Here is a 22,091-nt window from a genome sequence, read left to right as displayed (position 1 = left end):
CAATTTTCGTCAATTGCCTTTATTCCAAGTCTTCTATAATTTTGTTTAGTGAAAGCATAATATCAGATAAATTCGAAAGATTTCCTGTAATTTTAGTAATCATTACAGCGCCTTCGATTATCGCAATAATTGTCAATGCAGTTTTTTCAGGATCTATTGATTTGGCTTTAAATTCTCCGGCAATAATTCCTTGCTCGATAAAATAAACTAATCTGTCTTTCCATGCGAGAATTGCATTTTCTACTTTTTTTCTTAAAACAGGATGCGTATCATCTGCTTCTGTGGCTGTATTTATTATTGGGCAACCGCCTTTGGTTACCCTTAAATCATAATAGTCAGAATATAATCTGGGATAAACCAATAATTTACCTTTAAAAGTGGTTTGTTTATCAATTTCCCTTGTAAAAGTGTCACTCAGTTTTTTTACATTATACTTAAAAGCGGCAATTGCAACTTCATCTTTATTTTCGAAATTGCCATAAATACTTCCTTTTGTAAGTCCGGTCGCCTCGGTAATATCACTCATCGAAGTTCCGCTGTATCCTTTCATATTAAAAAGAGGTGCAGTTTTTTCGATAATAAATTGCTTGGTTTTTTCAGCTTTACTCATGATTGATAAATTTAAATGCAAATATATACCGATTGGTATAATTACACAATCATTTTGTAGTTTATTTTGTTTAAGAGTTAAGATTTTACCGCATAGGCAAGGATTTTACCGCAGAGTGCACAAAGTTTTTTCGCAAAGATTCGCAAAGTTTTTTAAATACGAGGCTTTATAAAATTGCAAAGTTCGCAAAGTTTTGTTTCGTATAGCTTTGCGAACTTTGCATTTTCTATATATAATACAAATCAAAAAAACTTTGCGTAACTCTGCGGTAAATTTTTATCCTCATTTCAACTTGAAACTAATTTATTTTCTGAATTGTATACTTTGACTGAGTTTTATCTCCAGCCAATAATTTACCCAATTTTGAACTAATTACATACACATTTCCATCTGAAGCCAAAGCTGCGGTTGTAGGAAATTCATCTTTCCCAATATTGGTTTCACTAATTTTTGAAGCGCTTTTCCAGTTATTATTACTTGAAAAAGTATAAGTTTTGCCTAAAGCCAAGCCGTTTTCAACTACGACCAAATTATTGTTTTTGTCCAGTTCTATCCCATCAGGAGCACTAAAAGTTGTTCCGGTAACTTCAGTAATTACGGCAGGATTAGAAAGAGATATTTTGAATAATTTCGAATTATCGGTTTTTACAGCCAATAAATAACCATCCGGATGAAAAACAATTCCGTTTAAGCCAAATTGATTAGGAGCAGGCTGAAACAAGTTGTTTGTAATAAATAAAGATGCCGTATAATCAGTATCAATTTTGTAGATATTGGGAGAAAAGGAATCGGTGATATAGATATTTCCTTTAGAATCTACCGCAATATCATTGGGACAAGAACCTGTATTTGGTGTAAAATTTTTCAAATCAATTTCCTTGATTAATTCGCCCGAAGTCAGATTAAAAATACTTACTGAGGCAATAGTTCCGGCACTTCCGGCAGTACTTTTTTCGGAAATTCCTAAATTGGCATTAGCCACAATTAATCGGTTTCGTAGTTCATCAGTATAAACTCCTGTTGGTAAAACCAGTTTACTGCTCGTGGCAAAATTTGTGACTTCACCTTTTGGATTCATAGCATAAATGGCTCCTTTGTACAATGAACTAAAAAGGAATTTTTCATTTTTAGCATCGTAATCAATTCCTTCAGGATAAAGACCAACATCATTTAATGTATAATTACTTTGAAAAGAAACGGCAGATGTTGCAGGCTTTTTTTCGCTGTCGCAAGCCATGAAAAGAATCGAAAATGCGGTAATTAGAATAGTATTTTTCATTTTTATTAATTAAAATTATTTGTCGGTATTGACAATGCAAATCTGGGACAGAATAAGAAAAATAAAAATGAACTGGTTTAGTAAATAAGGTTGAACTGGTTTAACTTTTGATGTTTTAAATATCTAAAATAGAAAATAATTTTAGGTAATACGTTCTAAATTCGTAAGCAATTAGATTAAAACTTAACTTAATTTAACCCGTTGGGTGCAATTAAGTTAAAAATACAAACTGTATAAATTACAACGCGGATAAAACAGATTTGCATTGCAAAAACGTAGATTTTTATATAGAATTTAAAAAAGATCCGTGTAAATCCGTGTCTTCGTGATAACGAATCCGTCAAATCCGCGTCTTATCACCTTAGTAACCAGAATCTTAGAGCCTACTTTAAAGTTTTCCTATTACGAATCTTGCTTAAATATTCAGTACTAAAGCCTAAATACGAAGCCAATGCATATTGAGGAACACGCTTGCAATTGCAGCATATTTGCTCATGAATTCGTCATAGCGTTCTTCGGCAGTTTTGGTGAAGTTGGATAATAATCGTTTTTGATGAAAAGCCAGGGAACGTTGGGTAATAATGCGTTCGAATTTTTCCAGCTTCGGAATTTCTTCAAGGAATTTTTGCTCGTCTTCATATTCAATCTGAATCAAGACTGAATCTTCAAGAGCTTCAACAAAAAGTGTTGCAGGTTCCTGATAAATCAAACTGCTGTAATCAGAAATCCACCAGTCTTCGATTGCAAAAGACAAGGTATGTTCTTTGCCTTCATTATCAACTAAATAACCTCTAAAAGCACCTTTTACAACATAACTTTTATGTTTGCATACAAAACCGGGCTGTACAATAAATTGTCTTTTTTTAACTTTCGTAATTTTTAAATACGAAGCCAGATGAGTTTTTTCATCATTTGTTAAATCAACATATCTTGAGATATAATCTATAACGGGAAGTACGTCGTTCATGTGACAAAGATAAAAAAGTTTTTTGTTTGGGATTCAGGTTTGTTGGGTTGGATTTTATTGTACAGAATTTTAAGCTTTGCGAATAAATTTTAGCGCAGAGTACACAAAGTTTTTTCGCAAAGATTCGCAAAGTTTTATAAGGGGTTTTAATATTACAAAGTTCACAAAGCTTTGTGAATAAATTTTACCACAGAGTACGCAAAGATTTACGCAAAGTTAGCTAAGCTTTATAAAGATAAGGTTATTACAAAGTTCACAAAGCTTTGCATGATATAGCTTTGCGAACTTTGCGTTTTCTATACATAATACAAATTAAAAAAAACTTTGCGTTCTCCTGCGGTAAATTCTCCTCATTTCAACCCAAAACAAAAAAACTTAAAACCTTAAACTTATTTTTGTTTGATTTTCATAACTTTGCCTCATGAAAGATCAATTAGAATTTCAGAATTCAGAAAATGGTTTAAACGATTTAAAGCTTAAAGGTTTTAAAGTATATGAGGTAAATGGTGATGTGAGTAAAATTCCGACTTATAATCGCAGGGATTTTTACAAGATTTGTATCAATACAAGCAAAAGTTTAATTCATTATGCTGATAGAGGAATAGAAACTGACGGGACGATTTTATTCTTCGGAAATCCACATATTCCATATTCGTGGGAAATGATTTCACCTGATTATGAAGGATATGCCTGCGTTTTTACGGAAGAGTTTTTAAAAGCAAATGATCGATCAGGAAGTCTTCCGGAATCGCCTTTGTTTAAAATTGGCGGAACACCTATTTTTACCTTATCACCTGAACAAAAAGTGTTTATAGATTCATTATTTCAAAAAATGATCGAAGAACAGGAAACGGATTATGTTTTTAAAGATGATTTAATGCGTAATTATATCAATCTGATTTTGCATGAATCGATGAAAATGCAGCCTACAGAAAATTTTTTTAAACATAAAAATGCTTCTTCGAGAATTACCTCTTTATTTTTAGAATTATTAGAAAGACAATTCCCCATTGAAACAAAAAACGAACCATTGGCACTAAAAACGCCTCAGGATTATGCACAAAGTCTTGCTGTACATGTAAATCATCTTAATCGTTCTGTAAAAGAAATTACAGGAAAACCAACGACAGCTCATATTACCGAAAGGATTATTGGCGAAGCAAAAGCATTGCTGCAACATACGGATTGGAGTATATCTGATATTGGATATTCTCTGGGATTTGAGTATCCAAGTTATTTTAATAATTACTTTAAAAGGCTTACCGGAACAATTCCGAAATCGTTACGAGTATAAAATTGTTTGAAATTCATACTTTTTTGTTTGATTATTGTTATTTCTGATTGTTATTGCTAAAGTACTTTTGCCCTGAAATAATTAGTATTAATCCTTATCGGTTTTTCGCTGACTAAATACAACTTCTATAAAGCACATTCCAGCTTTTCTGATTTAGTTTCAGCACTGATATTAAAAAACAAATAATTATGAAAAAATCTGAAAATCAAAACGAAACCATTTTCCCAAAAGGAGATTTAACATCTCCAGATTACTTTACAGGAAAAGCGTGGTTAAATATGTTAGTTCCTAATGATCCAATTTTAAATACTGCCGTGGGTAATGTGGTTTTTGAAGCCGGAGCGAGAAACAATTGGCACACACATCCAGGCGGACAAATCCTGATTGTGACACAAGGAACAGGATATTATCAGGAAGAAGGAAAACCAATCCAGTTGCTTCACGAAGGTGATGTAGTTAATATTCAACCCGAAGTAAAACATTGGCACGGAGCTTCGCCAGAAAGTGATTTTACGCATATTGCCATTAGCACCAATACTGAAAAAGGTATCGTAGACTGGCTGGAGCCAGTAACCGACGAACAATATAATAGCTTTATATAATTAAGGTAAAAGTGTTGTTGTCAATCTAACAATCTAAAAGTGACTGCTTTTGTTAGATCATTTTAAATAAAAAATCAATCTCAAAAAATAAATTTTTATGTCAACACTTTATACTTCTGTTATTGAAGAGGGAAAAATCCCCAATACATATATGACTGGTGATGTTTCATATAAAAAACAAACCAGCAATATTCATCCTGATAATACGGTGATTAAGGAAGTGTCTTTTGAACCTGGTTCAAGATGCAACTGGCACGTGAATCCAACATTACAATTGTTTATCGCCACAAACGGAATAGGCTATTTTCAGGAAAAAGGAAGCGCAATCAGATTGCTTCATAAAGATGAGGTTGTTACTATTTTGCCCGGAATTGAACACTGGTATGGCGCAACACCTTTTAGCAAATTTTCGCATATTTCGATCATTACAGAAATTGATAAAGGAGCTGGAATGTGGCTGGAAAGTGTTACGGATGACAAATATCACAGTTTTAGAAAGTAGTCTAAGTTTCTGAGTTTCTAAGTTACTAAGTATAAAAGCTTACAGCCTTAGAGTCTCAGAACTTTAAAAAAGAAAACTTTTCTCCCGAAGCTTCGGGACTGCGATTTTGCCGAAATATTTTTTTTCACGGAGATTTAAAAAGATTTGAGCAGATCGTATTTAAATCAAATTAAATCTGCCTAAATCCATATAAATCTGCGTTAAAATTATACGCAACATAAAACAATAAAACTTTGTGTCTTAACGCCTTCGTGGCAACCTGAAACAAAGAAAAACCTGAAACTTTAAACAAAAATAAATGGAAACAAAAAACATAAAAGCCTTTGGTACAGAAGCTGCCGAAGCACCATTACAAACATTAGACATACAACGCAGAGCAGTATTGGCGCATGATGTAGAAATTGAGATTTTATATTGCGGAATCTGCCATTCCGATTTGCATTCTGCGAGAAATGAATGGCACGGAACAATTTACCCAATAGTTCCTGGACACGAAATTGTGGGAAGAGTAACAAAAGTAGGCGATCATGTAAAGCATTTTAAAGTAGGTGATTTAGCTGGAGTAGGTTGTATGGTTGATTCTTGCAGAGAATGCGAGCATTGCAAAGACGGTGTAGAACAATTTTGCGATCCGGGAAATACTTTAACTTTCAATTCTCCTGATGTTCATTTGGGCGGACAAACTTTTGGAGGTTACTCTCAAAGTATTGTAGTCGATGAAAATTATGTATTGCACGTTTCAGATAAACTGGATCTTGCAGGAGTTGCCCCTTTACTTTGTGCCGGAATTACGACTTATTCTCCGCTAAAACACTGGAAAGTAGGACCTGGACAAAAAGTAGGAATCGTAGGTATTGGCGGTTTAGGACATATGGGAATCAAATTAGCCAAAGCAATGGGCGCTCATGTAGTTGTTTTTACGACTTCATTGTCTAAAACCGAAGATGCAAAACGTTTAGGTGCTGATGAAGTAGTTTTATCTACAGATCCTGAACAAATGGCTAAATACACTAAAACTTTAAACTTTATTTTAGATTGTGTATCTGCTGAACATAATATTGATGCTTATTTGAATTTACTTAAAGTAGATGGAACTCTGACTTTAGTTGGCGCACCAATGGAGCCGCTTCCGGTAACATCATTCAGTCTTTTATTAGGAAGAAGAAGTTTTGCTGGATCAAACATTGGCGGAATTGCCGAAACTCAGGAAATGCTGGACTTTTGTGCAGAGCATAATATTACGGCTGATATTGAAATAATTGGCGTTAATGAAGTAAATGCTGCCTACGAAAGATTACTAAAAGGAGATATTAAATACCGTTTTGTGATTGATATGGCTTCTTTGAAGTAATTTTAAGTTGCTCAGGTTCTGAGTTTCTAAGTTTCTAAGTTTTTTAAACTTTACTTTGAACTAAAGCTAATACATAAATAATACAAAAAGGTCTGACTTTTCAATAGTCAGACCTTTTTGTATTATTTACTTAAAGAAACGCATTTGTTTGCATATCCTATCGTTAAAGAGAAAATATGTTCTTTACCAGAAGACGCACTGCTGTGCGCCTCTACAATAACACTTAGAACCTTAGTAACTTAGAATCTCAGTACCTTAAAAAAAGAAAAACCCCTTAAGCAATTCAAATCTTAAGGGGTTTAATAAATAAAATAATCAATTAAATTATTTTTTATCCAGGGTTTGTTTCAACATTTTGGCATGCTCTAAATGAGCTGTTAATCCTGGAATGTTGTTTGATGCCCAAAGCTTAACATCTTGATCTGTTGCTTTGTCAGCAGCTTTTTTCAATTTGTCAATTGCTTTTTCGTGTCCGTCGATCATCATATCAGCGAACTTTTTATCAAAGTCAGCACCAGATTTCTCGTTTAGTTTGTTATATTCCTCTTTTCCGTCTTCGGTAACCGAAGTAGGTAAAGTGAAGTTTTTAGCTTTTGCTAAAGCACTTACTTCAGAAGCGGCTTTGGTATGCTCATCAACAAGCATTTTTCCATATTTCTTCACTTCAGGATTAGTACCTTTTTGCTGTGCTAATTTTCCAAGTTCAATCTCAGATAAATTAATTTCAGCCTGATCTACTAAAAATTCAGAATCATCTTCTTTATCATTTATAGTATCAAATTTTTGTTCGTTTGCATCTTCTGCAACTTCTTTAGGATCTTCTTGCTTAGTTTCTTTTTTACAAGAATTAAGCGAAAGTATAATTAATCCTGCTGCTAAAAATGTTTTTCCTGCTAATAGTATTTTTTTCATGATTTTAAAGTTTAAATGTTATAATGTAAAATTATTCAGATTGTGTGAATAATGCCTTACAGGATTTTTGAAGATTTTTATATTATTTGGATATTGGGATTTAAGTTCTGCTCGTAAACACAATCAAATAAAAGTCCTATTCTGATACTTTAATAACTTATCAAGGATAATAGTTAAATAATTATGGCTCTATATTTACGTGAGCGATAAAAATAATTCAAAGTTTAAGAGATTTGAAAGTATACTATTTATGGAAATTATTAACTAAAAAATAAATTAGAAATGGGATCATCAATAATATTCGGGGATTACGAGCCAGAAATTGTTCCAGAACCTTGGGAAGAGTATCAATATAGAGATTTGTCCAGAGCGTATTATACACAAAGTGTTTCAATAAAAATCAATGGATTATTTCATTGCATTACTGCATTAACATCTTTAGAATTAAATAAATGTTATACAGATCCAGTAGAAAAAGGGGAATATACATTTACAACCCCGAGAAATTGTTATTTAAGTGCATTAACTATTTATATGGATAACAAAGGCAGAGTAATAAAAGGTGAAAAAGTGCTTACACGATTTAGATTAAAAAATAATAGCGGAATACATATACTAGATTCTTCGTTTAAAGTAAAAAAGAATACAGAACGTTGTGTTGATAAAAAGGAACTGCATAATCTGGTGATAAAAAATAAGCAAATTACCTTTAGAAACGGAAAAATATATTTATTAAAAAAATATCATGAATATATTATACAAGCGTCTATTTGTAATCGTCGTACCGATGTAAATTATACGAATCTAAAAGTTACAGGAAACCGTGATGAATTAAATAAAAAGCTAAGTATTTTAGGAATAACGGCAGCATCTGTAGGTTTTGCATCAGGAAAAGCACCTGTAATTGCTGATAATGCAATAAAAATTCTAGGATTGGCATTAAGTACTGAACCACGATTTAGTCTTGCAGAATATACTTTTCCTATAAATGGTCCAGTTTATCTTGATGAGCAAACCATTATTCAGGAATATAAACGAGAAAATACAAATGGTTATGTATCACCTCAAAGATTTATAAAGGAATATACAGAGAAAAGAGATGTTTTGAAGGAGCTGGAAGATTATGGATTAAAATTACAATAACTAATATGAAAATAATAACCTTTTTACTAATAATGCTATTATTGGCATCATGTTCTAAAACAGATACAATCAACCATTACCTAACCCAAAAAATAACAGCTAAAGAATTAATTGAAAATGGTTTTTATAAGTATTCATATACTGATACAATCGATGATAAAGATAAAGTCGATGATACTATTAAATATGTTATTAAATATGATATGTACTCGAACGTGAAATCAGATAAAAACAAAACAGGAGAAATATATCCAACTCAATTAGGACATTTTTATATTGAAGATTCAATTAGAAAGAAAAAAAATGTTGCTTATCGTCAAAGTGATTTAAATGATAGAATCATAACTTATGTATTTAGAAATGATATATTATTCTATAAAAATATAATTGTCTATTCTATTGATAGGTCGCAAACAAAAATAGCTGATTTAACCAGTAAAGAAAAAATTATGCAATATTATAAAAATATTAAAATTTCTATAAAACCAATATTTATAAACGATAGTATAAATGAAAAATATCCTAGACGATTTCTAATAGACAATCATGAAACTTTTATAGATTACTCATCTGATGAACAAGAATATTATGAGTTATTTACGAATTATTTAAATGGTGATATTTATCGGAATACTTTAGATGATTGGTATTCTGGTCGTATGAGTAATTCAAGGTATTATTTGTAAATGAAAAATATAACTATAATATTTGTCTTGTTATCATTTATATCGTGTCGTAAAAAAGATACAATTAATCACTTTTTAACAAAACCCATAACTCAACAAGATTTAAAAAATAACGGTTTTTATAAATATTCATATACAGCTACATTAGATGATGAAGATAAAGTTGATGATACTATTAGATCTATTGCGAAATATGATATGTATTCAAATGTAAAACCAGAGAGGGATAAAGAAGGAAAATTATGTCCAACACAATTATGGAATTTTTATAATGAAGACTCTATTAAAAAAAGAAAAAATTTAGATTATTTTAAAAATGAGTTAAAAAGTAAAATTATTACTTATGTATTTAGAAATGATTCTCTATTTTATAAGGAGATAAATGTTCAATTTTTTAATAAAACTCAAAACATACCTGGTTTTACCAGTTGGAAAAACATTATAAATTATTATGATAATCTAAAAATATCTGTAAAACCAGTAATAAAAAATTTTAAAACTGGAGAAAAATATACAGACAGATTTTTGATTGACAACTATAAAACTCGATTTTATTTTTCAGAAAAAAAAGGATATTATGGAATGTTTACTAACTACATGAATAATTTTACATATTATGATATTCGTGATTCTTGGTATTCTGGGCGTATAAGTGAAATATATTATTTTGATTAAATAGATTTACATTTTACATTCTTCCCCAACTTTAATACGAGCGGAATATAAGGGCTCAAAACTTTTCGCTCTGAAAGACCGTAGCAATAACATGGTGCGACGCACTATGAATGGATAAACAATTATCGTTTCAAGACCTGAAAGGGCGAAATCCTAATCTCAAAGAAACGATTGTTATTTTCTAAAAAATATCTTCTTTTCTTATAATTTATATCGTCAGTTTGATTTTGCCCTTTCAGGGTAATTTACTTTAAATTTAATTCGTAGTGTGGTGCACTACGCTAATGCTTTTTCGGCTTTCAGCCTATTTAAACTTTGTGTTCACGAGCGGGACGCCCGCGCCATCATTAGAAAAAACAATCAATAAAAAAAGCCCTGATTTTTTAAAATCAGGGCTTTTTCGGTTTTAATTGATTCTAGCTTTTTCCGAATAAACTTTATTCTACATCGAGATAAGGATTTAGAATTTCGGCTAGTTCGCTGAGCCAGTAGAAACTGTTTTCGAGAGTGGTTATTTCGGTTTGAAGGGTTTCGTGTTCCCTCATAACGCCCAATGCAACTACGTAATTTAATTGTCTTATGGCTTTTGCCATTCCCTTTGGATCAATTGTGGTATTAAAAAAATTTAGAAGCTTTGTTTCAGCTTCTTTTGAAAGAGTGTTTGTACTCATAATGTGAAGATTTAAGAATAAAAACCCTCATGCGTTAGCAGTCTTACGCTTCTTCACGGCGTCAAAGTCCTTTCGGAGCTTTACCACATAGCATAAGGGAAATTTTGTTTTGTTCTTAATTGTGAAGATTTAAGAACCGCAAATATAACAAAAACGATTTGTCATTATCTAATAATTTTCTGATGAAACCTAATGTCCTAGCCCTGATGGGAGGGAAAATCCTTTTTCTTGCTTCTTTAGCAAGGAAAAGATTGGAAGGAACAGCAGGAAATAGCTCCTAAAAAACCTGATAAGAAAATTTAAACTATGAAGATCTAGCCAAGAGTTAATTATGAAAGTTTAGGCAGGAATTATATAACGGTTATTCCTGCTTTTTGAGGAATTTTGGAATACCATCATTACTAAATCATTAACCTCAAAATTTTAAGTCATGTCAGATTCAAAAATTCAGAATGAAGAACAATATAATTCTCTTTTAAAAAAGGGTTATAGTCATGAAAAAGCTGTAGGACTTGCAAATGCATCTCAGACGGACCAAAAAGGAGGAAATTCGAAACCATATAACGAATGGACAAAAGAGGAATTGTATCAGGAGGCAAGAAGAGTGGGGATTCAGGGACGTTCATACATGAGTAAAAAAAATCTTATTCAGTCATTACGTAATATCTAAAATTAAAAAAAACAGTAAAGCCACAGATGTAAAAGAGGAATGGAATATATCGGAAAAAAAATCTTTTAAATCTTTACTCTGTGGCAATATAAACACCAAACCATCATGAATGCAGCAGCAAAAGCCGAAAAACTAATGAATCAATTGATCAAAACTCCACATTTGGTTATTGAAAAACTGGATTTAGTTTACATAAGCAATCAAAAACTGCCCATTGAAAGATGTAAATGCGAGGAAGGTTTTATTTATAAAAAAAATGGTCGCTGCATTAAACAAAAAAGCGAATTAAAACGCATAAATAGTTTGGTTCTTCCGCCGGCGTGGCAAAATGTTCAGATTTCTGACTTGCCAAACGGACATTTGCAAGCGGTTGGTTTAGATGATAAAAACAGAAAACAATACAGATATCATCCAAGATGGAATTTGATTAGAAACCAAACTAAGTTTTATAAAATAGCCGAATTTGGAAGTAAATTACCTTTGATTAGAAAAAAAGTCGACGAGGATCTGGAAGCAAAAGAATGGTCGAAGGATAAAGTCGTGGCTTTGGTTATCAGGTTAATGGAGGAAACGCATATCAGGATTGGGAATGAAAAATATGCGAAAGACAATAAATCATACGGTCTTTCGACTTTGAGAAAACGTCATATCAACATCAATAAAAATTCCCTGAAGTTTGAGTTCACCGGAAAAAAAGGGGTGAAGCACACCATTACAACCCGAAACAAACAGTTGGTAAAACTGGTTAGCAGATGCGAAGAAATTCCGGGTTGGGAAGTTTTTAAATATTATGATAAAAACGGCGAAAGAAAGGTGCTGGACAGCCATATGGTGAACCAGTATTTACATGAAATTTCGGGAGAATATTTTAGCGCTAAAGATTTTAGAACCTGGGCGGCTTCGATTATATTTTTTGAAACTTTAATGGAAATAGGAACAACTCAGGACGAAAAGGAAATTAAAAAGAATATTTTAACCGCCTTTGACGCAACTGCTCAAGCGCTGGGAAATACCAGAAATGTGTGCAGGAATTATTATGTTCATCCATTATTAGTGGCAACTTATGAGGATGGTTCGATTGAGCAGTATTTTGAACGTGCAAAAAAATGCCGAAGCAATAAAGAGCATTTTTCGCATAGCGAAATTGCGTTTTCGGAATTAATACAGAACTATCAGATCAATTTATTATAAATAGCGTTTTATCGCGCTAACAATATATCGCTTAGAGTTAATACATCTCTTTTAAAAGTATGAAATTTGAGTAACAAACAACATCATTATTAACTAAAATCACAAGCTTATGTTACGTTATACAGTCATTTTTATTATTCTTGCTATCATAGCCGGAATATTTGGTTTTGGAGGAATTGCCGCCGGAGCCGCAAGTATCGCTAAAGTTTTATTCTTTATATTTTTAGTCTTATTTATTATTTCATTAATAAGCGGACGAAAAAGTATTTAACAGTAAATAAAAATAAAAAATTAAAACGACACATTTATTTAGGTATTTGTGTCGTTTGTCTTTTTCTAAAAAAATCAAAAAATCAAAAAATTATGGGAACAAAAAGCGGCGCTTACCAAGATGTTTATGTCAAAAGAGACGATGTAATGGTAAGTTTAAAAAATGATGTGACAGATTTTTGTGAAAAATATATAAAACCTGTTCATCCTGAAAATTGGGATTGGTCGACGCGTGATTTTGAAAATCCTGATAATGACCCAACAGTTGCCGAAGCAAGAGTGATAGGAAACGTTGTTTTTAACGATTTAAGCGAAAATAAACAAACTGATGTTGATTTGTCTACAATGAACAATGTTGAATCGATTAAGGCATATTTGAATCCGCAAAGTAAATATGAAGCTTTTAATATGGAAGAATTTGCTTTTGCCTTAAAAGTAGAACTTGAACACGGCAAAATTAAAGATGTGAATGTAACTAATAATCATCCGTTTCTAACGGCAATGATTGCATTAGCGCACATGACCGAAACCCTAACCTATTACAAACGCCTGAAAATCATGGAAGCCGAAGGCGAGATTTATGAAATTATGCGTAAAATGGGAAAAGTTCCCGAAGAAAAAGAAAAATTACTCGAAGAACTAACCGAAGCCGAAGAAGAATTAAAAGAAGCAAAAGCAGGTTTGGCGGAGAGATTGGAAAAAATGGATGATATTCCGGTTTTGGAAATTATTGGGGATTAGGTTTTTTTTTTTGAGGGACAAAGGTTCAAAGGGGCAGAGGTTCTAAGGTTTTTTTTTAAAAGAGGCAAAGAGGTTCAGAGATTCCGCCTGCTTTGTCGTCCTGACAGAGGAAGGATCACATTATAAATTCTACAAAGTAATTCCGCAATCTTTGCGGATTCACTTGTGCGATCCTTCCTATGTCAGGATGACAAGATTGAGTTTATTGGTTTGAAAAAAAATTAGAGATTCCGCCAGCTTTGTCATCCTGACGAAGGAAAGATCACAAAATAAATTCTACAAAGTAATTCCGCAATCTTTGCGGATTCACTTGTGCGATCCTTCCTGCGTCAGGATGACAAGATTGTAAATAAAAAGCATAAAAAGAAGCCGTTAATTACTTAACGGCTTCTTATAAAATAAACTTTGTCGCTTTGAACCTTTGTTCCTCTTAACCTTTTAAAAGAAACCTTCCTCTAAAACTTTCTAGGATCATTATCCGGATATTCCGTATCTTCTTCTTCCTGAACATCATCTTCGACATAATCGTTTTCTTCTTCTTCGTCGTCTATGTCTTCCAGGACATCTTCGGTTTCATTGAAATCTTCATCTTCTCTTTCCAATGAAGCTTCAGACGGATTATCAAGTTCGTCGATTGCATCAACATTGTTACCGTTGTTATCCAATTTTTCTTCGTATAAATCCTCAGTATTTGAGTTGAGGTCGCTTTCGCTATGAAAATCATCCGTCAAATCCTCTTCATCATCCGTAAGTTCATCGGGATTTGGGGTGTCAGGATTATGCCCGTTTCTAACCGTATAACCGCGTTCTGCGATTGCGCTATTATCGTCATCGGTTTCTTTAATGTCGTCGATATCATATAATTCTTCGTTCATAAGATCATTTCTATCGGCTGTATTTGGATTCTGATTTTCAGGATCTTTATTTCCTTTAATCATACTGTTATTTTGGTCTGAAGTATTCATGATTTCTAGTTTTTAATATTTCTATATTACAAATCTCGGACGAAAAAAATGGTTTCTCTTATAGAATTATATCATGTAATTGTATAATTAACAGATGATTATAAACGAACAAAAAAAGACTGTTATCGCGAAATAACAGTCTTTATATATTTTAATTTAAGGGAAGGAAAACTAATTATCGTTTCTTTCTAAATCATCATCGTCAAAATTATCTTCGTCTTCAATATGTTCTTCTTCCTCTTCAAATTCCTCAGGCTGATTTAATATATCTTCTTCACTTTCAGTATTCGTGATATGATCATCTTCATTAATTACCTGTTCCTCATTTGGGATATTTTCATTTCTGGTGATATTGTCTTTTTTAAGAAGAGAATCAATCGCTCTATCAATTAAAATTGCGGTATCGATATCTAAATGTCCTCTTTGATATTTTTGTTGAAAGTAAAGTTCAGCTTCCTGATAAGTATGATCGTTATATGTTTCCATGACGTATGTTTTTGTAATAAAATTTTCTACTACAAATCTATTACTCAATCTAAAAAAATGTTTTACAGAATTCTACAATCTACTTGTATAATATACAGGTGTTTAGAATGCAATTTTAATAAATAAATATATAATTAGACTGATAGTCAACGTAGTAATTTTATGAGATATTAAATAGTGAAATAATCTTACATAAAAGATACAGCCAGTAAAAATGAAACCCATTAATCTAAAAACCATATTATGCCCGAAGGTCCATCCATATTAATCTTAAAAGAAGATGTGCAGCAATTTACTGGTCAGAAAATAATTTCTGTTTCCGGAAATAGCTCCATCGATATTCAACGCCTGAATGATAAAACAATACTTGCTTTTAAAACCTGGGGGAAAAACTTTTTAATTTGTTTTGATGACTTTTCCGTTAAAATACATTTACTCATGTTTGGAACTTATCGCGTAAACGAACGGAAGGAAACTCCGCCAAGATTAAGTTTGAGTTTTGATGACGGAGAAATTAATTTCTATACCTGTTCCATTAAAATTTTAGAAGGCGATGTCAATCAATATTACGATTGGAGTGTCGACGTGATGAATGAAAATTGGGATCCGAAAAAAGCAAAGGAAAGTCTGAATTTAATTCCGGACCAAATGATTTGTGATGCAGTTCTTGATCAGAATATTTTTTCGGGAGTAGGGAACATTATTAAAAATGAAGTTTTGTATAGATGCCGACTTCATCCCGAATCTTTAGTTGGAAAAATCCCATCAGAAAAACTCGATGAGCTTATCGCCGAATGTTCGATTTATAGTTTCGAATTCCTGTATTGGAAAAAGAAATTTGAATTAAAAAAACATTGGCTTGCTCATACTAAAAAAACGTGCCTGAGATGTAATCTTCCTTTTGTAAAAAAGCATACAGGCAAAAAAAACAGAAGAAGTTTTTATTGTACCAACTGTCAACAATTACACATATGAACAATGAAATTCAAATAGGCTGTTCCAGTTTCAATAATCGGTTTTGCAAGGGGATTTTCTATCCTGACAACCTGTCATCTTCAAAGATGTTCGAGTTTTATTACCAGCATTTTAGCACGTATGAGTTCAACGGAAGCTTTTACAAGTTTCCCACAGTCAGAGTATTTCAAAATTGGTACAATAAAGCGCCTGAAAATTTTATTTTTTCGGTAAAAGCACCCAAGGAAATTACACATATCAAGAAATTTGACGATTGTCAGGAAAGGATTTCAGAGTTCTATGATATCTGCGAAACGGGTTTAAAAGAGAAATTAGGCTGTATTTTGTTCCAGTTTCCGCCCAGTTATCAATTTAGCCCGGAAAAACTGCATCAAATCATCGATAATCTCGATTTAAAGTTCAAAAATGTAGTCGAATTTCGGCATATAAGTTGGTGGAATCAGGAAGTCTGGGACGCCTTTAAAAAGCACAATATTACGTTTTGCAGCGTCAGTCATCCACAATTACCAGATACTATTTTCACAGATTTCCCACTGATTTTCATCAGACTACATGGAAAACCTCAAATGTTTTACTCCAGTTATTTACCTGAAGAATTACTTTATATAAAGAATGCAATACATTCAAAATCAGCATTTGTGTATTTTAACAATACCGCCAGCGAAGCCGGAATCTTAAATGCTTTAGAGTTAAAACATATGTTGGAATGATGATTTCTTGAATTTGTTCAAATTTCATTTTCATTAAGATGAAAATATTGGATAAATTTGAGTTACGCGCAAGCTTGTCATTCTGAGGAACGAAGAATCTTCGTTAGTTAATCCGTCGCAATTATCACCTACAACTTTGTAGAGTTTCTTGCGGAGATTCTTCGTTCCTCAGAATGACAATATTGACGCTAGTTTGAAGTTACGCCAGTTGAGTTACGTGCCAGCTTTTCCATTTTGAGGAACAAAGAATCTTCGTTCAGGCTTGACAATGTAAAAATGCTTGTGTAGTTTCCTGCGAGATTACTCGTTCGGGATGATAGTCTTTGTTAAATAAAAATCTGCTCAATCTGCAAAATCTGCGAGAAATAAAAACAAATCCTTATGAAAAAGATTGTTTTTATCATAGCAATAGGACTGACAATATTGAAGCTGCTTTATGGTTCCAAAGGCTTGCCAATGATGACAGAAATGTTACTAAAAACAAGCATAAAAAAAACGCAAAGCTGTCTAAAAAATTAATCTTAGCGCGCTTTGCGTAAATCTTTGTGGACTTTGCGGTTAAAATAAACGGTCAAATTCTACAATTGCAAGTTACCTTCAATACCGTCATCCATGGTTTTTCCTGTTACAAATGCGGTTGCCATTTTAGCGATAGCAACGATATTTCCGTTTTTATTATTCCAGTAATAACCATCTTCAGGAACAACTTTTATCACGCTTAAATTGGGATCATCTTCGCCACCTGGCATCCAGACTTTCACAATTGGGTCATATAATTTTTTAATTGTTTCCCTGTCGTATTCAATACTTGCGGTACCGTGAATCGTCAGGAATTTATCGTGTGGTTCAGCAAAAAACAATTCTACCTGCGGATTTAAAGTAATCTGAGCATTGTGTGTACTATTTCTGTCAGATAAAAACCAAAGCTGACCTAAATCATCAATTTTTTGAACCGACATTGGGCGCGATTGCAACCTGTATTCGTCGTAAGTACAAAACATGCATGTTTTTATGTTTTCTGCCAGATCTTTAATTTTATCTACTGCAAATTCGTCTGTAAGGTCTTTATGATCTCCCATGATTTTATATTTTTTTTAGTTTGTAATTATTTCAAGTAAAACCTTTAAAAGTCTCATTATGTGTATGGTATAATAAGGGTTTTACTTAAATTTTGATAATAGTAAAGTTGCTGTTTTTATCTCTTTTGCGTTTACACAATTAGATTTAAAAATTATGAGATTTCAATTATTAATTTTTTTAAATGATAATATTAAAGCAAATTGATTAATCTGAAAATTTGGTTATATTTGTTTAAAGAAAATACCCAATTTACAAAACGCCACATGACTGATTTGACTATATTTTATACTGATGATGACGAAGATGATTTAAGCATTTTTATAGATGCAATAGAATCCTTACCAAAAAAAATTCAGCTTAAGACCTATTCAGGAGGAGAAAAATTATTAAATGCCATTTACAATCCTCCGCCAACTCCCAACGTAGTTTTTTTAGATTTGAATATGCCGGGAAAAAATGGATTTGATGTTTTGACTGAGCTTCGAAATTCTGAAATGAAAAACGATATTCCGGTGATTATTTTTTCAACTTCAAACGAGCCAAGCATAATCGAAAGATGTCGCAAATTAGGTGCTAATTACTTCATTACAAAGCCTATTTTAATGAAAGATATTGTAAAGTCAATAGAACACGCACTTGAAATCGACTGGAAAAAATTTAATCCAACAGATAAAAACTTTGTTTACAAAACATAGTTAAAAAACTATAATTCAGGAATGTAGATATCAAAAGTGGCGCCTTTATTTTTTTCGCCACTTGCCGTAATAAATCCTTTGTGGTTTTCTACAATCTTTTTTACGATTGCCAAACCAATTCCGGTTCCTGCAAATTCACTTTCAGTATTTAAACGCTGGAAAACCTCAAAAATACGTTCCTTATATTCAGCATCAAAACCAATTCCGTTATCTGATATCTGAAGATGATAATATATCTTATCCAGGTAATTGATATCTTGTTTAATATCGCTTCCCTTGATGCTTTTTGCCTTAATATCAATAACAGGAGGAATATTCTTTTTAGAAAATTTCAAGGCATTTCCAACCAAATTATGAAGCAATTGCCTAAACTGGAACGGAATAACAGTTGCTTCGCCTAAAGGATGAAAATTCACAACGGCATTTTTTTCCTCAATACGATCAGAAAAGTCACTTAATATTTCCTGAGCAATATCATCCAGATTCGTTTTTATATATACTCTTTCGGCAGAGTTTGTTCTGGAATATTCTAAAAGATCCTGAATTAAAGTCTGCATTCTTTTGGCTGAAAATTCAATTCGGCTTAAATAAGTTTTGGCTTTCGCCGAAATATTTCCTTCATCTAAATCAGATAATCGACTCACAAAAGTCTGAATTTTTCGTAATGGTTCCTGTAAATCATGACTTGAAATATAAGCAAAAGACTGTAATTCAATATTCATATTGATGAGGTCTTTATTCTTGAGTTCTAACTGAGCCGTTCGTTCCTGAACTTCTTTTTCAAGTTGATTTGTAAAATTCTTTTGATCCTGAATATCAGTACTTGTACCCACCCACATTTGAATCTTTCCTTCAGTATCTTTTTGTGCAATCGCACGGCTTAATTGCCATCTGTATTCACCATCATAACGACGAAAACGGTGTTCTAATAAAAAGTCATTTCCGGTCTTTATAGCGTCCATCCATGCATTTACATTTGCTTCGCGATCATCAGGATGAACAATTTGGAGCCATCCTTTTTTTACCACATCATCAACAGGAATTCCTGAATAGCTAAAAACAGATTCATTAAAATAATTCAAATTTCCAAGTGCATCACTCGTCCAGATATGTTGTGGCATAGAGTCGGCGAGGAGCCTGAATTTCTCTTCACTTTCCATCAAAATCTGCTGATTATTTTTTTCATCGGTAATATCCATGATAGTACCAAGCATCTTTGCAGGAATTTTATTTTCATCATAAAATATTTTCCCATGCGCCCTAATCCATGAAATAGAATTATCAGGTTTTATAATGCGCAATTCATACTTGTAAATACTCGTTTTAAGAGCTGTTTGAAATGCTTCTTTTAAAATAATTTTATCGTCAGGATGAAACTGACGATGGATTTCAGGCCGCGTTATTTTTAAAGCTTTATCATGTCCGAAAATAACAGGCAAATTCTCTGAATAGATTAATTCCTGCGTAGGAACATTCAAATCCCAAGTAGCAATTTCGGCAATTTCAGCCGCTAATCTGGCTCTTTCTTCAGCATTTTCAACTTTTTTACGGGCTTCTACCTGTGAGGTTACATCATTTACAGTGACCATAACTCCGGATGCATTTCCGTCTTTTTCAAGTAACGGCGTATACTGATAATCAAAATAAAACCTGGTCATTTTTCCTTTGATATTTACATAAGCAAGTGACTCATTTTCACGAACAATTTTCTTATTCAAAACCACCTGATCCAGCAATTCAGAGTATTTTTGTTCTCGTAATTCGGGGAATATTTCAAGAATAGGTTTTCCTATAGTTTCCTTTTCCTTTCTTTGCCAGATTGTTTTCATCATGGCATTATTCGCTATTTCTATGATATGATCTTTTCCTCTAAAAATTGCCATTGCAATAGGAGAATCCATGATTAAATTACGAAACGCCCTTTCACTTTCTGTTAAAAGGTAACGCGCATTTACAGCTTCTGTAACTTCATATGTCACAATTATTACGCCTTCGATAGCATCATTTTCATCTTTTAAAGGATGAAAAACCAAATTAAAATAGCAAACTTCCTGTTTTCCATGACGATTTAAAGTAACCTCTAATTCATCTGTATAATAAGGAATTCCGTCTTGATATACTTTTGAAAGCAACGGATAAACCACGTCTTTTGCCTCAGGTACCGGATTAAATACTGGCCTGTTTAAAACTTCATCTTCCGTTTTATCTATAATTTGAAGATAAGTAGGATTTGCCATTTCAACAATTAAATCAGCGCCTTTAAGAATTGCAATCCCAAGCGGAAGCTGCTTCACGGTATTTCGAAAACGTTTTTCACTTTCTTCAACAGCTGTTCTCGCAATGACTTGAATTGTAACATCATTTGCAATAGCAACAATGCCTGAAATTGTTCCGTCAGGTTCTTTTAAAGCTTCATAAACAACATTGATAAAAGTATTTTCAACCTTGCCTTTGCGTGTTAGTTTAACCGGAAGTTCATACGCCGTAAATCGTTCTCCGGTGGTATAAACATTCAATAGAACATCTTCTAAACCTTGTCCTGTAACTTCAGGCAAGGCTTCAAAAACAGGCTTGTTGAGAACCTGATCTATTTTTCGCTCCCAAATTTCCAGCATTAATTCGTTTGCAATTTCTACAACATAATCCTTTCCTCTAAAAATGCACATTGCATTTGGAGTCTGTAAAATATTGTCTTTGTAGCGTATATTACTGTCTTCTAAATTCTGAACTAACTTTACTTTTTCGGTAGTTTCATCACAAATAACCAGAACTCCGGCTATTTTTCCATCGTCATTATTTACGGGACTATAGCTAAAAGTCCAGTAAACATCTTCCATTTTTCCGTTACGATATATAGGTAATAATTGGTTTTCATGCCATGTTGCTTCGCCTTCGGTAAGAACCTGATCGATCAATGGCTTTATAAAATCCCATATTTCCGGCCAGTATTCAGCACCTTTTTGTCCTAATATCGCAGGATGTTTCCCATCGTTACCCAGGCTTGGGCGATAAGCATCATTATAAAAACAAATATGGTCTGGTCCCCAAAACAAAAACATAGGAAATTTTGAATTTAATAAAATACCTAAAGTAGTACGCAAACTTTGAGGCCATAATTCAATGGCACCAATAGGTGTTTTACTCCAGTCTTTAGCGCGTGTTAATGCGCCCATTTCGCCTCCTCTTGCAAGGAAATCGTGATTTAAAGTATTCATTAAAAGTTTGTTTTGTTTTTAGGTTTAAAACAATAATATTGATGTATAAATATAATAATTAGTTGTGTTGATTGAATTCTAACACATAGAAACATAGATTTTTTTATTCTTAAAAAGGCGTTTCAATTTTTTAAAACGCTTATTATTAATTATCTGAAAGAAATATATTTATCATATAAACCTCTTTTTTATTCTAAAATATATGTTTTTTATGTGTTTGAATATATTTGTGATTGTCCAATATTTTATATCATTTGTATATTGAACTTTGACAGTTTTTAAAATTAGTAAAATAAAAACACATCTAATTTGTTTTTTTTGAATGAGGTAATTTTTAAATCTATTGAGTTAATTTTATCTGTTATGATTGATGAAATTTGAATTACTAACTGATTTGAGAA

Annotated in this window: 24 protein-coding genes; 15 read left to right on the top strand and 9 right to left on the bottom strand. The window is 32.5% G+C overall.

The genetic code is table 11. The features are described from left to right. Positions 1-19: 19 nt before the first annotated feature. From ACHZDT_RS08775 to ACHZDT_RS08765, 3 genes are all read right to left on the bottom strand, one after another. Complete coding sequence (locus ACHZDT_RS08775) at positions 20-610, bottom strand: TetR/AcrR family transcriptional regulator (protein ID WP_394774249.1); 591 nt, start codon at positions 608-610, stop codon at positions 20-22. 298 nt (positions 611-908) lie between these two features. Then, positions 909-1,889, bottom strand: coding sequence for an SMP-30/gluconolactonase/LRE family protein (locus tag ACHZDT_RS08770; protein WP_394774248.1), 981 nt, complete (start codon positions 1,887-1,889; stop codon positions 909-911). A 436-nt stretch (positions 1,890-2,325) separates the two neighbouring features. Continuing rightward, positions 2,326-2,856 (bottom strand): Crp/Fnr family transcriptional regulator, encoded by a 531-nt coding sequence (locus ACHZDT_RS08765; RefSeq protein WP_394774247.1) that lies wholly within the window; start codon positions 2,854-2,856, stop codon positions 2,326-2,328. A gap of 421 nt (positions 2,857-3,277) precedes the next feature. Here ACHZDT_RS08765 and ACHZDT_RS08760 point away from each other — a divergent pair, with 421 nt between their 5' ends. From ACHZDT_RS08760 to ACHZDT_RS08745, 4 genes are all read left to right on the top strand, one after another. After that, positions 3,278-4,150 (top strand): helix-turn-helix domain-containing protein, encoded by an 873-nt coding sequence (locus tag ACHZDT_RS08760; RefSeq protein WP_394774246.1) that lies wholly within the window; start codon positions 3,278-3,280, stop codon positions 4,148-4,150. Between the two features lie 188 nt (positions 4,151-4,338). Beyond that, on the top strand, positions 4,339-4,752 hold the full coding sequence (locus ACHZDT_RS08755; protein ID WP_394774245.1) for a cupin domain-containing protein: 414 nt from the start codon (positions 4,339-4,341) through the stop codon (positions 4,750-4,752). A gap of 97 nt (positions 4,753-4,849) precedes the next feature. Beyond that, positions 4,850-5,254, top strand: coding sequence for a cupin domain-containing protein (locus tag ACHZDT_RS08750; RefSeq protein WP_394774243.1), 405 nt, complete (start codon positions 4,850-4,852; stop codon positions 5,252-5,254). Positions 5,255-5,552: 298 nt separating this feature from the next. After that, positions 5,553-6,605 (top strand): NAD(P)-dependent alcohol dehydrogenase, encoded by a 1,053-nt coding sequence (locus tag ACHZDT_RS08745; protein WP_394774242.1) that lies wholly within the window; start codon positions 5,553-5,555, stop codon positions 6,603-6,605. A gap of 324 nt (positions 6,606-6,929) precedes the next feature. On the opposite strand, the gene ACHZDT_RS08740 is transcribed toward ACHZDT_RS08745, so the two are convergent. Further along, positions 6,930-7,517, bottom strand: a complete 588-nt coding sequence (locus tag ACHZDT_RS08740) for a DUF4142 domain-containing protein (protein WP_394774241.1) — start codon at positions 7,515-7,517, stop codon at positions 6,930-6,932. Positions 7,518-7,799: 282 nt separating this feature from the next. Here ACHZDT_RS08740 and ACHZDT_RS08735 point away from each other — a divergent pair, with 282 nt between their 5' ends. Genes ACHZDT_RS08735 through ACHZDT_RS08725 form a run of 3 tightly spaced genes read left to right on the top strand, consistent with a single transcriptional unit; the run spans position 7,800 to position 10,021 of the window. After that, complete coding sequence (locus tag ACHZDT_RS08735) at positions 7,800-8,660, top strand: hypothetical protein (RefSeq protein WP_394774240.1); 861 nt, start codon at positions 7,800-7,802, stop codon at positions 8,658-8,660. A gap of 5 nt (positions 8,661-8,665) precedes the next feature. Further along, positions 8,666-9,346, top strand: coding sequence for a hypothetical protein (locus ACHZDT_RS08730; RefSeq protein WP_394774239.1), 681 nt, complete (start codon positions 8,666-8,668; stop codon positions 9,344-9,346). Further along, positions 9,347-10,021, top strand: a complete 675-nt coding sequence (locus ACHZDT_RS08725; RefSeq protein ID WP_394774237.1) for a hypothetical protein — start codon at positions 9,347-9,349, stop codon at positions 10,019-10,021. Positions 10,022-10,458: 437 nt separating this feature from the next. Here the strand turns inward: ACHZDT_RS08725 and ACHZDT_RS08720 are convergent, their stop codons facing one another. After that, entirely contained in the window at positions 10,459-10,692 is a 234-nt protein-coding gene (locus ACHZDT_RS08720) for a hypothetical protein (RefSeq protein WP_394774236.1), read from the bottom strand. 430 nt (positions 10,693-11,122) lie between these two features. On the opposite strand from ACHZDT_RS08720, the gene ACHZDT_RS08715 reads away from it, so the two are divergent. The 4 genes from ACHZDT_RS08715 (at position 11,123) to ACHZDT_RS08700 (ending at position 13,564) form a co-directional block, all read left to right on the top strand. Further along, the gene (locus ACHZDT_RS08715) at positions 11,123-11,362 is read left to right on the top strand and encodes a Rho termination factor (protein WP_394774235.1); all 240 of its coding nucleotides are present in this window, start codon (positions 11,123-11,125) and stop codon (positions 11,360-11,362) included. A 105-nt stretch (positions 11,363-11,467) separates the two neighbouring features. Continuing rightward, positions 11,468-12,553: a DNA topoisomerase IB gene (locus ACHZDT_RS08710; protein WP_394774234.1), complete on the top strand. Its 1,086-nt coding sequence runs from the start codon at positions 11,468-11,470 to the stop codon at positions 12,551-12,553. Positions 12,554-12,662: 109 nt separating this feature from the next. After that, positions 12,663-12,824: a DUF1328 family protein gene (locus ACHZDT_RS08705; protein WP_082421327.1), complete on the top strand. Its 162-nt coding sequence runs from the start codon at positions 12,663-12,665 to the stop codon at positions 12,822-12,824. A 92-nt stretch (positions 12,825-12,916) separates the two neighbouring features. Further along, positions 12,917-13,564, top strand: a complete 648-nt coding sequence (locus ACHZDT_RS08700; protein ID WP_394774233.1) for a DUF5661 family protein — start codon at positions 12,917-12,919, stop codon at positions 13,562-13,564. Between the two features lie 455 nt (positions 13,565-14,019). Here the strand turns inward: ACHZDT_RS08700 and ACHZDT_RS08695 are convergent, their stop codons facing one another. After that, positions 14,020-14,529, bottom strand: coding sequence for a hypothetical protein (locus tag ACHZDT_RS08695; protein WP_394774232.1), 510 nt, complete (start codon positions 14,527-14,529; stop codon positions 14,020-14,022). 171 nt (positions 14,530-14,700) lie between these two features. Then, positions 14,701-15,015, bottom strand: coding sequence for a hypothetical protein (locus tag ACHZDT_RS08690; RefSeq protein WP_394774231.1), 315 nt, complete (start codon positions 15,013-15,015; stop codon positions 14,701-14,703). Positions 15,016-15,258: 243 nt separating this feature from the next. Here ACHZDT_RS08690 and ACHZDT_RS08685 point away from each other — a divergent pair, with 243 nt between their 5' ends. The 3 genes from ACHZDT_RS08685 to ACHZDT_RS08675 all read left to right on the top strand — a co-directional run bounded on the left by ACHZDT_RS08685 (position 15,259) and on the right by ACHZDT_RS08675 (position 17,219). Continuing rightward, entirely contained in the window at positions 15,259-15,990 is a 732-nt protein-coding gene (locus tag ACHZDT_RS08685) for a DNA-formamidopyrimidine glycosylase family protein (protein WP_394774230.1), read from the top strand. Beyond that, on the top strand, positions 15,987-16,700 hold the full coding sequence (locus tag ACHZDT_RS08680; protein ID WP_394774229.1) for a DUF72 domain-containing protein: 714 nt from the start codon (positions 15,987-15,989) through the stop codon (positions 16,698-16,700). Before ACHZDT_RS08685 ends, ACHZDT_RS08680 begins: the two co-directional genes overlap by 4 nt. Positions 16,701-17,081: 381 nt before the next feature. Then, positions 17,082-17,219, top strand: coding sequence for a hypothetical protein (locus tag ACHZDT_RS08675; RefSeq protein WP_394774228.1), 138 nt, complete (start codon positions 17,082-17,084; stop codon positions 17,217-17,219). A gap of 59 nt (positions 17,220-17,278) precedes the next feature. Here ACHZDT_RS08675 and ACHZDT_RS08670 read toward each other — a convergent pair whose 3' ends face one another. Then, positions 17,279-17,779, bottom strand: coding sequence for a pyridoxamine 5'-phosphate oxidase family protein (locus ACHZDT_RS08670; RefSeq protein WP_394774227.1), 501 nt, complete (start codon positions 17,777-17,779; stop codon positions 17,279-17,281). Positions 17,780-18,043: 264 nt separating this feature from the next. On the opposite strand from ACHZDT_RS08670, the gene ACHZDT_RS08665 reads away from it, so the two are divergent. Then, positions 18,044-18,475: a response regulator gene (locus ACHZDT_RS08665; RefSeq protein WP_394774226.1), complete on the top strand. Its 432-nt coding sequence runs from the start codon at positions 18,044-18,046 to the stop codon at positions 18,473-18,475. A gap of 8 nt (positions 18,476-18,483) precedes the next feature. On the opposite strand, the gene ACHZDT_RS08660 is transcribed toward ACHZDT_RS08665, so the two are convergent. After that, positions 18,484-21,690, bottom strand: a complete 3,207-nt coding sequence (locus ACHZDT_RS08660) for a PAS domain S-box protein (RefSeq protein WP_394774224.1) — start codon at positions 21,688-21,690, stop codon at positions 18,484-18,486. Positions 21,691-22,091 lie beyond the last annotated feature (401 nt).

Source organism: Flavobacterium sp. (assembly GCF_043722275.1).
In the GTDB taxonomy this organism is placed as follows: domain Bacteria; phylum Bacteroidota; class Bacteroidia; order Flavobacteriales; family Flavobacteriaceae; genus Flavobacterium.
This window is presented reverse-complemented; position numbering and strand designations above follow the sequence as displayed.